We start from the raw sequence: 12,499 nt of genomic DNA, 5'->3' as shown, positions 1-12,499 counted from the left end.
CTTTGGGGGCGGGCTGCTCAATGTGCTGTTCAAACAGGCGCAGCTTAGCAAACGGGGGACAGAGGTCCATGGGCAAGAACGGCATGCTGGAGCCCGACGACTGGAGTGCGTTTCGGGCCGAGGCGCGGCGGATGCTGGATGCGGCGATCAGCCAGATGCAGGTGGCGCGCAACCGGCCCTGGCAGCCGGTGCCGGAGGATCTGGAGGCGCGCTATGCCATCGGGCAGGCGGATCAGGGCGATCTGGTCGCGCGGCTGGTCGAGGATGTGCTGCCGCATCACGGCGGCAATATCCATCCGCGGTTCTGGGGCTGGGTGCAGGGCAGCGGGCTGGCCTCCGATCTGATCGCGGGCATGGCGGCGGCGGCGGTGAACGCCAATTGCGGTGGCCGCGACCATGGCGCCAACCGGATGGAACGCGCGGTGATCGACTGGGCGCGCCGGATCATGGGCTTTCCCGAGGCGGCCAGCGGTGTCCTGACCACCGGCACCTCGCAGGCCACGGTGCTGGCCTTTCAGGCGGCGCGGCTGCGGGTGATCCCGGATCTGCGACAGGCGGGGCAGGGCGATCTGCGGCTTACCGCCTATGCGGGGGCGGGCGTGCACAATGCCACGGTAAAGGCGCTGGAGCTGCTGGGCATCGGGTCGGACAACCTGCGTCAGGTGCCCTTGCGCGAGGGGCGCATGGACCCGGATGCGCTGCGGGACATGCTGGAGCAGGACCGTGCCGCAGGGGCGCGGCCCTTCCTGATCGTCGGCACCGCGGGATCGGTGGATCTGGGGCTGTTTGACGATCTCGATGCGCTGGCGGATGTGGCGGCGCAAGAGGGGCTGTGGCTGCATGTGGACGGGGCCTTTGGCGCCTGGACCCGGCTGGCGGAGCCGCCCTGGCGCGCCCTCAGCGACGGCATCGAGCGGGCCGACAGCATTGCGCTGGATTTCCACAAGTGGATGTATGTGGGCTATGATTGCGGGCTGGTGCTGATGCGGGACGAAAGCGCCCATCGCGTGGCCTTTGCGGCGCGGCCGGCCTATCTGGATGGCGCGCCGGAGGGGCTGGCGGGGGGCGAGCCGTGGTTCTGCGACTATGGCATCGACCTCAGCCGGGGCAACCGCGCGATCAAGGTCTGGTGCGCGCTGGAGATGTTCGGCGAGGCGGCCTTTGCCGCGGCGATCACCGACAATTGCCGGCTGGCGGCAGAGATGGGTGCGCAGATCGACACGACCGAAGGGCTGGCATTGATGCACCCGGTGGTGTCCAACGTCTGTGTCTTTACCGCCGCCCCGGAGGCCCCGCCCGAGCGGCAGTCGCAGATCAACGCGCAGATCGCCACGGCGCTGCAACTGGCCGGTGTGGCGGTGTTTTCGACGACCCGAATCGGCGGCATCACCGCCCTGCGCGCCGCGATCACCAACCACCGCACCCGAAGCGCGGATATTGCCACGGCATTGGCGGCGATCACGCAATTGCGACGCGCCGACTGACGTCAGCGGGGCGCCCGGTCTTGCATTCGATGCCGGGCGGGGTAGCTTTGACGCAGGTGTATGTTTGGAGGTGCCGATGCCGTGGATTGAAACCGTTCCCTTTGAAGAGGCAACCGGCAAGTTGCGCAAGCTCTATGACCGGGTGGCCGGGCCAGAGGGGAACGTCGACAACATCATGATGGTGCATGGGTTGCGGCCCCATTCGATGGAAGGGCATATGGCGCTCTACAAGAATGTGCTGCATCACACCGGCAACACGCTGCCCAAATGGGTGCTGGAAATGCTGGGGGTCTGGGTCTCGGCGCTGAACGGTTGCGCCTATTGCGTCGAGCATCACTTTGCCGGGCTGACGCGGCTGATGCAGGATGACGACCGCGCCGCGGCGATCCGGGCGGCGATCGAGGCGCGCGACGTGGAGGCGCTGCCGGTGCGCGAGGCCGAACGGGCGGCGATGGTCTATGCCCGCAAGCTGACCGAACGCCCCGCCGCGATGGAGATCAACGACGTCTGGGCGCTGAAGGACGCCGGGCTGAGCGATGGCGAGATCCTGGAGATCAACCAGGTCGTGGCCTATTTCGCCTATGCCAACCGCACGGTGCTGGGGCTGGGCTGCTCGACCGAAGGCGATGTGCTGGGCCTCAGCCCGGGCAACAGCGAGGACCCGCAGGACTGGGGGCATCGCTGAGATGGCCGCCGCGCGGGCAAAAACCGGCCCATGCGGTCGCGCCCCGGCCTCGCGCCGCTTGAGCCGGGCGGAGACAACGCATAGATGTTATAACATGATACGACCGCTCTCCCTCTGCCTGCTGATGCTTGTCCCGGCGCCGCTGCGCGCCCATCCGCATATCTTTGTGGACACGGGGCTGACGCTGGAGGTCACCCCGGACGGGGAGTTGACGGCGGTGGAGGTCACCTGGGCCTATGACGATTTCTACTCGCTGCTGATCTTCGAGGATCTGCGGCTCGACAGTGATTTTGACGGCCGGCTGACCGCGGCGGAGCTGGAGCAGCTGCGGGGGTTCGACCTCAACTGGTCGCCGGGGTTCAAGGGCGACCTGTACCTGTCGGCGGGCGGAGAGGCGCTGGCGCTGGGCGCGCCCGAACACCTGAGCACGGAGGTCGAGCAGGGGATCATCACCACCCGCCACCGGCGCGTGCTGGCCGAAACAAGGCCGGTGCAGGCGGCGGGGGTCACGGTCAAACCCTATGATCCGACCTATTACACCGCCTATGACCTGAGCCGCGGGGTCGAGGTCACCGGCCCCTGTACCGCGTCGATCACGCCCCCCAATCTGGATCAGGCCTATACGATGGTCGAAGAAATGCTCTATGCGATGCCGACGGACCAGGCCGAGGAGGCCTATCCGGAGGTGGGCGCGGCCTTTGCCGCCACCGTGTCGCTGGCCTGCGAGGGCTGAGATGGCACGACCGATCCTGACCGCGCTGGGGGCGGTGACCCTGCTTGCGGTGCTGGGGCTGGCGCTCTGGCTCTGGGGCTTTGGCGGTGCAGATCCGGTGCTGCGGGCCGCCGCCGAGGCGCAGCGCGAGGCGCAGAACGCCATGGCGCAGGGGCTGCGGGCGCTGAAGGCCGGCGCGCCCGGCGCCTGGTGGAGCCTGATGGGGGTCTGCTTTGCCTATGGGTTCTTTCACGCCGCCGGACCGGGCCATGGCAAGCTGGTGATCGGTGGCTACGGATTAGGCCGTGCGGTGACCCTGTGGCGGCTGTCGGGGCTGGCGGTGGCCTCGTCGCTGGCGCAGGCCGCCAGCGCGGTGTTGCTGGTGCTGAGCGGCGTCTGGCTGTTCGACTGGGGTCGCGAACGTCTGACCGCCACCGCCGAAGATATGCTGGCGCCGGTGTCCTATGGGCTGATGGCGGTGCTGGGCCTCTATCTGATGCTGCGCGGGTTGCGCCGGGCGCTGCGTTTGCGCTCCGAAGCCGCCCCGGCTGTCGGGGGTGATCCGCAGGGCGATACGCACCATCACCATGGTCATCATCACGGCCACGATCACGGTCATGACCAAACTCACGATCCCAGTCACGATCATGGCCACGACCACAGCCATGACCACGGGCCGGGAGAGGTCTGTGCAAGCTGCGGCCATCGCCACGGCCCGACGCTGGAGGAAGCGGCGCGGCTGACCTCCTGGCGCGAGGCAGTGGCGATTGTCCTCAGCATCGCGGCGCGGCCCTGTACCGGCGCGGTGTTCCTGTTGCTGCTGACCTGGCGGCTGGACGTGCTGGCGGCCGGGGTCGCGGGAACCTTTGCCATGGGGTTGGGCACTGCCAGCGTGACGCTGAGCGTGGCGCTGCTGGCCGCCGGGGTGCGCGGTGGCCTGCTGGCGCGGGTGCTGGGGCAGGGCGGGTCCGGGAGCATCCGGCTGGCGGCGGCGCTTGAGGTCTGCGCCGGTCTGCTGGTGACGGCCCTGTGCCTGCAACTGCTGCTGCGCAGCCTCTGAGGGCTGCGCCCCCGCGCGCCCGTGCCCCCTCTGCATGATCGCGCTGCTTGCGGAAACGCTGCAGCCTGACCTGCGCGGTCCGGTGCGGGTTGGTGAGGGCTGCCGCAATCCCCTTTTCATGTGTTGTGGCGGGCGGAGACATTCTGCGCCCCGGTTCCGAAACCCTGCCCACAAACCCTGCCCACACCGGTGATGCCGACCTTGCGCGCGTGCCCTCCGGCGGCGCGAGATCGCACCGTTGGAGGGCGGCCTGGATTGCCTCACCCGCGCCCCCGCACTGCGCGAGAAGACGCTATAGGCGGGGTTTCGCGTCTTTTCGGTGCCTCATTGTTGTGCAATTGTATCGGTACGCGACGCCGTCTTGCCGCCACCGCGGACCCGGCCTAATGCCAGTGTCAGAAGGAGGCCGTGCACATGGCAAGCAATACATCCGCTCCCCCGCCCCAAGGGTCTCTGACCGCGCCGACGTCGCCGGTTCAGATCAGTTATGGCGGCCATGTCCGCGCGCTGTCGATCCTCGGCCTGCCGCTGATCGGCGGGCATCTGGCGCAATTTGCCATCGGCCTCACGGATACGGTGATGCTGGGCTGGTACGGTGTTGCCGAGCTGGCGGCGGTGACACTGGCGCAGAGCTTCTTTTTTGTGTGGTTCATTCTCGGGGCCGGGTTTGCCTTTGCGGTGATGCCGATGGTGGCCTCGGCGGCGGCGACCGACGATCACCGCCGCATCCGCCGCGCCACCCGCATGGGGCTGTGGCTGTCGGTGGTCTATGGCGCGCTGTCGATGCCCTTGATGTGGTATTCCGAGGCGATCCTGCTGGCGGCCGGTCAGGAACCGCAGGTCGCTGCGGATGCCGGTACGTATCTGCGGATCGCGGGCTGGGGCATCTTTCCGGCGCTGCTGGTGATGGTGCTGAAGTCCTACCTCGCCGGGTTGGAGCGCACCCAGGCGGTGCTGTGGATCACGGTGCTGGCGGCGGTGGTCAACGCGATGGTGAACTACGTGCTGATCTTTGGCCATTTCGGGTTTCCGGAACTGGGGTTGCAGGGCGCGGCGCTGGCCTCTCTGGCGACGCAGACGGTGTCCTTGCTGGCGGTGGTGGCCTATGCGCTGTGGCGCCTGCCGGAGCATGACCTGCTGCGCAACCTGCAGCGCCCGGACTGGGAAATGATGCGCGAGATCGTGCGCCATGGCCTGCCGATCGGTCTGACCACCCTGTGCGAGGTCAGCCTGTTCTCCGCCTCCGCCCTGATGATGGGCTGGCTGGGCACGGTGCCCCTGGCCGCGCATGGGATTGCGGTGTCGGTGGCGGGGCTGACCTTCATGGCGCATCTGGGCCTGTCCAACGCTGCCACCATCCGGGTGGGCAATGCACTGGGGCGCGGTGACAAGGCGCATATGGTGCGCGGCGCGGTGGTGGTCACGCTGGCCTCGCTGCTGATCGCGGTGGCCACGGCGCTGGTGTTCTTCCTGGCGCCGGAGCCGCTGATCCTGCTGTTCCTCGACCCCGACGATCCGCAGAGACCCGAGATCCTGGCGATCGGCATTTCGCTGCTGGCGATGGCGGGGCTGTTCCAGCTGATGGACGGCATGCAGGCGATCGCGCTGGGGCTGCTGCGGGGGCTGTTGGACACCGGCGTGCCGATGGTGATGGCGGCGCTCAGCTATTGGGCGGTCGGGGTGCCGACCTCCTATATCCTGGGCTTCCGGGCCGAGATGGGCGGCGTCGGCGTCTGGATCGGGCTGATCCTGGGCCTGAGTACGGCAGGTGTGCTGCTGCTGGTGCGGTTCTGGCTGCATGCGCTGAAACGGATCGACACGCCGCCCCCCGGCGATGTGCCGCCGACGGATGCGATGGCGGGTCCGGCCTGAGGCGCGGAAGGTATCGCAGGCACGACGGCGGGCGGTGCCGACGGCTGGCCCCGCCACCGGGGCATTGCATCGTGTCGTGGCGGAGCTGGCTGTGCGGTCTTGTGCAGCGCGTTGGGGGCATCGCGGCGCTATGCCGATGTGTCCTGGCTGTCCTGACCGAGCCGGTCGGCCTTTTTGCGCACTAGCACATTGCGCAGGTCGTGCATGGCCAGCAGCAGGGCATCGGTGACCTGATCGAGCTGGGCCTCCGAGGCGCGCGATTGCGCCCATTGGGCGGTGAGGTTCAGGTGGTCCACCGTGCGCAGGATGTCATCCACCTCACGCGTGGCCAGGAGCGCGCTGCGGTCCTGTATCCAGGCCTCGATAGCGCTGCGATCCTCGGCGCTCAGCACCCTGTCGCCGTGCGGTTTGATGTCCCGCTTGCGCAGGTTCACCACCGCGATCTGATCCATCTCGATGCGGCGGTTGCGGCTCGCTGCGTCGACGCGAAACACCTGCGCGCCGTTTTCTCGGATGCGGAAATAGTAGTCGGGCAGGGTGGTGGTCATCTGGTTTCCTGAGCGAGATCCGGTGTTTGGCGCAGGGTAGCAGTCTGGATCACCAGAGCAAGCCCTTCCCACAACGGGAGGATGCGCCAGAGTCGCCGCACAGACGGGCGGGGGCGCTCCCGCCCATGCAGGACCCCTGCCTGTCGGCACGTGTCCTTGGCCTGGTTGGGCCCGGCGGCGGCCGCGCCGCGATGCGCAACGCGCAGCGCAACACCTCTGAACGGTTCAGAGAGGGGGGACGTCCCTTTGAGACCGCAAGATGTGTTCGAGACGGGGCAGGTCGCTCCTGCCGATCAGCCTCCCGTCACGCGTCGTCCTGACCATCTTCGTCCGGCTCGCAGCGATTGCCAGCGTATTGGCGCGCCCCGGGCAGGGGGCGTAGCCATGTTTCGCGACGCCGGGTCCACAGCTCATAGGTGGGTTGGAAGGCGTCGGCGTCATCCAGCGCGCCAAGGTGGATTTCAACCTCTCCCCCGCTGGTGGCATAGACCGAAGACCCGCAGGTCGGGCAGAAGCAGCGCCCCTGGTAGCACCGCACATCGCCGGTCACAGTCACCTGTTCGGGTGCAAAGACAGCGGCCGCATAGAAGGGCGCGCCGTGGTGTTTGCGGCAGTCGAGGCAGTGGCACAGGCCGACACGATCTGGCACGCCGGTCACGGTGAAACGCACGCGCCCGCACAGGCAGCCGCCGGTTCTGACGGTCATGGCAGGTCTCCTTTTGGCGGCGGAGCTGGTCTGTCCAGGTCCGGTTGGTCCTCCCCTGGCGTCGATCAGCCCAGCCCAGCGGCAGTAGCCAGCGCGCCCGACCCTCGCCGCCCATCTCTAATCGCCCGCCTGCGCGGGCGCTCGACCATGGTCTTCGGGTCCTGACCGGGGCGCTGCGCCAAGTGTGACAGGCGCCCCGGAGCCAGGAGGGTCAGCGCAGCGCGGCGCAGAAGCGCTGGATGCGGCTGCAGGCTTCCTTGAGGGCCGCGTCCGAGGTGGCGTAGCTGACGCGGAAGTTCGGTGACAGGCCAAAGGCCGCGCCAAAGACCACCGCCACATCCGCCTCTTCCAGAAGCGCGGTGGCAAAACCCTCGTCATCGGTGATCCTGGTGCCAGCGGGGGTGGTCTTGCCGATCAGCCCGGCGATCGACGGGTAGACGTAGAAGGCCCCCTCCGGCACCGGGCAGGTCAGCCCCTCGATCTCGGACAGCATCGACACCACCAGGTTGCGGCGGCGCACAAAGATCTCGTTGTTGGCGGCGAGGAACTCCTGCGGGCCGGTCAGCGCCTCAAGCGCGGCATATTGGCTGACCGAACAGGGGTTCGAGGTCGATTGCGACTGCACCTTGCGCATGGCGGCGATCAGCGGCTCGGGGCCGGCGGCATAGCCGATGCGCCAGCCGGTCATTGCATAGGCCTTGGAGACGCCATTGCAGGTCAGCGTGCGGTCATAAAGGGCGGGTTCCACCTGCGCCGGGGTGCAGAATTCGAAATCATCATAGGCGAGATGTTCGTACATGTCGTCGGTCATCACCCAGACATGCGGGTGGCGCAGCAGCACATCGGTCAGCGCCTTGAGTTCGCTGCGCGAATAGCCCGCGCCGGTGGGGTTGGAGGGCGAGTTGAAGATGAACCATTTGGTCTTTGGCGTGATCGCAGCCTCCAGCTGATCCGGCGTCAGCTTGAAGCTGGTCTCCAGGCTCGCCTCCACCGCCACCGGGGTGCCACCGGCCAGCAGCACCATGTCGGGATAGCTGACCCAATAGGGTGCCGGGATGATGACCTCGTCGCCTGGGTTCAGCGTCGCCATCAGCGCATTGTAGAGCGTCTGCTTGCCACCGGAGTTCACCGTGACCTGCGCCGGCGTGTAGTCTAAGCCGTTGTCGCGCTTGAATTTATCGCAGATCGCCTGCTTCAGCTCGGGGATGCCGTCGACGGCGGTGTATTTGGTCTTGCCCTCGGCGATGGCGCGCACGGCGGCGTCCTTGATGTTCTGCGGCGTGTCGAAGTCGGGCTCGCCCGCGCCCAAGCCGATCACGTCGCGCCCCGCGGCTTTCAACTCGCGCGCCTTGTTGGTGACCGCGATGGTCGGCGAAGGTTTGACGCGGGAAAGTGTCGCAGAAAGAAAGGACATGTCGGACCTCGGTTTGAATGTCATGTGCAAACCTCTTAGGGTGTGCTCAAACGGCAATCAAGTCATCCACGAAGGAGAGACCACATGACCGACACCACGACGGATTGGTACGGCCCCGATGCAGCAACATTCGGCGACCGCGTGGCGGCGGCGCGGGAAAGCGCGGGCATGTCCCAGGGCCAGCTCGCGCGCCGCATGGGCGTGAAGAAAACCACCCTGGTGGGCTGGGAGCAGGACCTGTCGGAGCCGCGCGCAAACAAGCTGTCGATGCTCTCGGGGCTTTTGAATGTCTCCATGAGCTGGCTGCTGACCGGCGAGGGCGACGATCTGTCGGTGCCGACAGAGGACACGCTGGGCGAGGACATGGCGGCGATCGCGCGCGAATTGCGCAGCCTGCGCGAGGATCTGCGGATGCAGGCCGAACGCGCCGGGCGTCTGGAAAAGACCCTGCGGCGTCTGGCGGCCGCGCAGGAGCCGGCGCAATGATCGAGGCCGACGCCGGCCCGGAAAACAGGGAGATCCGCATCAAGCGGCTCTCCATGCGCTCCATGCGCCGAGGGATCAAGGAAATGGACATCCTGCTGTCGGGCTATGCGGCGGCGAATCTGGCCGCGATGAGCGACGAGAAACTGGATCTCTATGACCTGCTCCTGCGGGAAAATGACCAGGATCTTTACCAATGGGTAACCGGTCAGGCCCCGGCGCCGGATCAATTTCACGCGCTGGTCGACGAGATCTCTCGAACATACCAAAAATAAAAGAGAAATCCGGTTTAACGCATTTTCAGGAAATACCGGTCACATTTGTCATGAAGCAATTTCGATTCGGAGATGCTGAATGAGTATGGAACGACCGATCAACCAGCTGGACCGCAAAGGGTTCATGACTGGTTACCTTGACGCACTGGCGCTGGTGGAGAGACTTCACCGCCTGTTGCTTGACGTGATCAAGGATGAGTTTGAACGCGTGGGTGTCCTTGACATCAACGCGGTGCAGGCTCTGTTGCTGTTCAACATTGGCGACAATGAAGTGACCGCGGGCGAGTTGAAAACCCGTGGCTACTATCAGGGCAGCAATGTCAGCTACAACCTGAAGAAGCTGGTGGAGATGGGCTATATGCACCATCAGCGCTGCGAGATCGACCGCCGGTCGGTTCGTGTGCGCCTGACACCCCGCGGCCGGGAAATCCGCGACATCGTTGCGTCGCTGTTCTCTCGCCATGCGGAGGGCCTGGAGACCAAAGGCGTGATCAGCGCCGAGGGGATCGAGGACATCACCGGCTCCCTCAAACGCATGGAGCGGTACTGGTCTGACCAGATTCGCTACATCTATTAAGCGCCGTTTTTCGGGCTATGAGGTCCGGGAAGCACAAGACAGGATATGCATCGTCGCCCCCTATCGCCACAGCCGGCACCGCCGGAGATAGCCATCTAGACCGGACGACCTCGCAAGACTGTCAACCCTGTCCAGCCAGCCGCAGCCAGCGGTGAGAAGGACGAGACGGGGGCGGTTGCAGAAGCAACCGAGGCACTGCCGATGCCGGAGAACTCGGCACTCTGTTAGATTAGACACGTATCACGTTGCATCCCATGAGGTCGGGATCGCTGCGACGGTGACCTTTGGGCCACCCGAGCAGACGTTGCCGCCAGGGGGCTGCTGTCGCGGATTGATCGTCCCGCATCGCGTCGGGACCGATACCTGTGCGGATGTGTCCGGGAATGGGGGCAAGCCCCCGGAGCCCGGATGCGCGTAGGCTCCGTCGGCGGGCGCCACCGCAGGGCGGTGGGCGCAGATGTGGTATGGCCTTTCAGGCTCCCCCGGTGCAGGCCCGTCCTGCGCCGGGCGCCTTGGGTTTGGCACTCTGCGTTGGGCAACCCGTGATGAGCGGCCTGCGTTGGGCAACCCGTGATGAGCGGCCTGTGGTGAGCAGCCTGTGATGAGTGGCCTGTGATGAGCAGCCTGTGATGCGGTCCCTTTGGCGTGCAGCGGAGCAGTAACGAAAAAACCGCCCCCGAGCGTCGGGAGCGGTTGCACGCGCGCAATCGTCGATGGCTTACCAGTGGCCGGTGTTTTCCATGCTGGCCCAGGGCTCGGCGGGGGCCAGCGCCTCACCCGCCTGGAGCAACTCGATGGAGATATTGTCCGGAGAGCGCACAAACGCCATGCGCCCGTCGCGCGGCGGGCGATTGATGGTGACGCCATTGTCCATCAGATGCTGGCACATCTCGTAGATGTTATCGACCTCATAGGCGAGGTGGCCGAAGTGACGGCTGTCGGAGGGCAATGCGTCGTCGCCATCCCAGTTCCAGGTCAGTTCGATCGGGGCCTCTTCCTGACCGGGAGGCGCCATGAAGATCAGCGAGAACCGCCCGCCTTCGCTGTCGTGGCGGCGGGTCTCCTTGAGCCCCAGAAGCGCATAGAACGCCATGGATTTCTCCAGGTCCTTCACGCGGACCATGGTGTGCAGATACTTGAGCGGCATGGGGATGTCCTTCTGTCCTGTGCCGGAGCACTCCGGCGTTGCCGCTCAACCTAAGCGCTGCGACGCGAATGTCGAGGGCGCGCGGGTAAACTGCTTGGATCTCTTTTTGCGGCAGGCTATCACCGGAGGGCAAACAGGAGGCCCGCGCCATGCAGCAGTATCACGACGCCTTGCAGCATATCCTTGACCACGGGGTGGAGACGACGGATCGCACCGGCACCGGCACCCTGTCCTGTTTCGGCATGCAGCAGCGCTATGATCTGGCCGAAGGGTTTCCGCTGGTCACCACGAAAAAGCTGCACCTGCGCTCCATCATCCACGAACTGCTGTGGTTCCTGTCCGGGGACACCAATATCACCTATCTGAAAGACAACGGTGTTTCGATCTGGGATGAATGGGCGGATGAACACGGCGATCTGGGGCCGGTCTACGGGCATCAGTGGCGCAAGTTTCCCCGGCTGGAGCTGGCGGACGGCACGCTGGGCGATGAGCCGCTTTATCGGGCGGGCACCGTGGACCAGATCGCCGATCTGGTGGAGATGATCCGCACCAGCCCCGACAGCCGCCGCCTGATCGTGACCGCCTGGAACCCGGGTGATGTGCCCGATATGGCGCTGCCGCCCTGTCATACCCTGTGGCAGGTGCGCGTGTTGGGGGGCAAGCTGCATCTGCAACTCTATCAGCGCTCGGCCGATATGTTCCTGGGCGTGCCGTTCAACATCGCCTCCTATGCGCTGCTGTTGCAGATGCTGGCACATGTGACCGGCTATGAGGTCGGCACCTTTGTGCACACGATGGGCGATGCCCATATCTATTCCAACCACATGGATCAGGTGGCGCTGCAACTGTCGCGCCGCCCCAAGGCCTTGCCGCAGCTGCGCATCACGCGGGAGGTCTCCTCGATCTTCGATTTCAAATACGAGGATTTCGAGATCATCGGCTATGCGCCCGATCCCACCATCAAGGCGCCGGTCGCGGTCTGACCGCATCGGCCAACTCACAGGCATGTCATGATTACACTCATCGTCGCCCGCGCCCGCAACGGGGCCATCGGCAAGGACAACGATATTCCCTGGCACGCGCCGGAGGATCTGAAGGCGTTTCAGCGAGAGACCCTGGGCGGCGCCATCATCATGGGGCGCAACACCTGGGACAGCCTGCCGGTCAAACCGTTGAAGAACCGGTTCAATATCGTGGTGTCCTCCGACCCCACGGTGGCGGAGACGGTGGTGCCGTCGATTGCGGAGGCGGTGGCGCTGGCGCGCGGTGCGGGCTATGCGCGGATCTATGGTATCGGCGGCTCCGGGATCTATCGCGGCATGCTGGCCATGGCAGACCGGCTGATGATCACCGAGGTCGATCTGGACATCGAAGAGGCGGATGCCTTCTTCCCGGACTTCGATCAGGCGCATTGGCGGGAGGCGGCCAGCCTGCCGCTGCGCGAGGACGCGCCGGCCTGCGTGCTGCGGGAATACCTGCGGGTCACGAGTTGAACGGGGCGCGGGCCCGGCGGTTCGCGCGTTTGAAAGGACATCC

14 protein-coding genes are annotated in these 12,499 nt (G+C 65.9%); 10 read left to right on the top strand and 4 right to left on the bottom strand.

What is annotated here, in order from left to right:
• Positions 1 to 68 precede the first annotated feature (68 nt).
• From ACXAF5_RS12755 to ACXAF5_RS12735, 5 genes are all read left to right on the top strand, one after another.
• The gene (locus ACXAF5_RS12755; RefSeq protein ID WP_474946861.1) at positions 69 to 1,484 is read left to right on the top strand and encodes a pyridoxal phosphate-dependent decarboxylase family protein; all 1,416 of its coding nucleotides are present in this window, start codon (positions 69 to 71) and stop codon (positions 1,482 to 1,484) included.
• A 76-nt stretch (positions 1,485 to 1,560) separates the two neighbouring features.
• The gene (locus ACXAF5_RS12750; RefSeq protein ID WP_239321227.1) at positions 1,561 to 2,169 is read left to right on the top strand and encodes a peroxidase-related enzyme; all 609 of its coding nucleotides are present in this window, start codon (positions 1,561 to 1,563) and stop codon (positions 2,167 to 2,169) included.
• 94 nt (positions 2,170 to 2,263) lie between these two features.
• The gene (locus tag ACXAF5_RS12745) at positions 2,264 to 2,902 is read left to right on the top strand and encodes a DUF1007 family protein (RefSeq protein WP_474946860.1); all 639 of its coding nucleotides are present in this window, start codon (positions 2,264 to 2,266) and stop codon (positions 2,900 to 2,902) included.
• Position 2,903: 1 nt separating this feature from the next.
• On the top strand, positions 2,904 to 3,941 hold the full coding sequence (locus ACXAF5_RS12740; protein WP_474946859.1) for a nickel/cobalt transporter: 1,038 nt from the start codon (positions 2,904 to 2,906) through the stop codon (positions 3,939 to 3,941).
• Between the two features lie 414 nt (positions 3,942 to 4,355).
• Complete coding sequence (locus ACXAF5_RS12735) at positions 4,356 to 5,813, top strand: MATE family efflux transporter (RefSeq protein WP_474946858.1); 1,458 nt, start codon at positions 4,356 to 4,358, stop codon at positions 5,811 to 5,813.
• A gap of 128 nt (positions 5,814 to 5,941) precedes the next feature.
• Here ACXAF5_RS12735 and ACXAF5_RS12730 read toward each other — a convergent pair whose 3' ends face one another.
• From ACXAF5_RS12730 to ACXAF5_RS12720, 3 genes are all read right to left on the bottom strand, one after another.
• A complete protein-coding gene (locus tag ACXAF5_RS12730) occupies positions 5,942 to 6,361 on the bottom strand; it encodes a hypothetical protein (RefSeq protein ID WP_474946857.1) in 420 nt (139 codons plus the stop codon).
• 304 nt (positions 6,362 to 6,665) lie between these two features.
• Positions 6,666 to 7,067: a GFA family protein gene (locus tag ACXAF5_RS12725; RefSeq protein WP_474946856.1), complete on the bottom strand. Its 402-nt coding sequence runs from the start codon at positions 7,065 to 7,067 to the stop codon at positions 6,666 to 6,668.
• 211 nt (positions 7,068 to 7,278) lie between these two features.
• Positions 7,279 to 8,481 carry a pyridoxal phosphate-dependent aminotransferase gene (locus tag ACXAF5_RS12720; protein ID WP_474947831.1) on the bottom strand — a complete coding sequence of 401 codons (1,203 nt, stop codon included), beginning with the start codon at positions 8,479 to 8,481 and terminating at the stop codon, positions 7,279 to 7,281.
• An 84-nt stretch (positions 8,482 to 8,565) separates the two neighbouring features.
• On the opposite strand from ACXAF5_RS12720, the gene ACXAF5_RS12715 reads away from it, so the two are divergent.
• The 3 genes from ACXAF5_RS12715 (at position 8,566) to ACXAF5_RS12705 (ending at position 9,816) form a co-directional block, all read left to right on the top strand.
• Entirely contained in the window at positions 8,566 to 8,967 is a 402-nt protein-coding gene (locus ACXAF5_RS12715) for a helix-turn-helix domain-containing protein (RefSeq protein WP_239321240.1), read from the top strand.
• Positions 8,964 to 9,239, top strand: a complete 276-nt coding sequence (locus ACXAF5_RS12710) for a succinate dehydrogenase assembly factor 2 (protein ID WP_239321242.1) — start codon at positions 8,964 to 8,966, stop codon at positions 9,237 to 9,239. Before ACXAF5_RS12715 ends, ACXAF5_RS12710 begins: the two co-directional genes overlap by 4 nt.
• Positions 9,240 to 9,318: 79 nt before the next feature.
• The gene (locus ACXAF5_RS12705) at positions 9,319 to 9,816 is read left to right on the top strand and encodes a MarR family winged helix-turn-helix transcriptional regulator (protein ID WP_239321245.1); all 498 of its coding nucleotides are present in this window, start codon (positions 9,319 to 9,321) and stop codon (positions 9,814 to 9,816) included.
• 718 nt (positions 9,817 to 10,534) lie between these two features.
• Here ACXAF5_RS12705 and ACXAF5_RS12700 read toward each other — a convergent pair.
• On the bottom strand, positions 10,535 to 10,963 hold the full coding sequence (locus ACXAF5_RS12700; protein WP_239321247.1) for a VOC family protein: 429 nt from the start codon (positions 10,961 to 10,963) through the stop codon (positions 10,535 to 10,537).
• 149 nt (positions 10,964 to 11,112) lie between these two features.
• Between ACXAF5_RS12700 and ACXAF5_RS12695 the strand changes: the two genes are divergently transcribed.
• Together ACXAF5_RS12695 and ACXAF5_RS12690 are read left to right on the top strand one after the other, a co-directional pair.
• Positions 11,113 to 11,946, top strand: a complete 834-nt coding sequence (locus tag ACXAF5_RS12695; RefSeq protein ID WP_474946855.1) for a thymidylate synthase — start codon at positions 11,113 to 11,115, stop codon at positions 11,944 to 11,946.
• Between the two features lie 27 nt (positions 11,947 to 11,973).
• Positions 11,974 to 12,456, top strand: a complete 483-nt coding sequence (locus ACXAF5_RS12690) for a dihydrofolate reductase (RefSeq protein WP_474946854.1) — start codon at positions 11,974 to 11,976, stop codon at positions 12,454 to 12,456.
• The last annotated feature ends 43 nt before the right edge of the window (positions 12,457 to 12,499 follow it).

It is taken from the genome of Epibacterium sp. ABV4_022 (genome assembly GCF_056159345.1).
The sequence above is the reverse complement of the archived record's forward strand: the minus strand, read 5'-3'. Positions and strand labels throughout refer to the sequence as shown.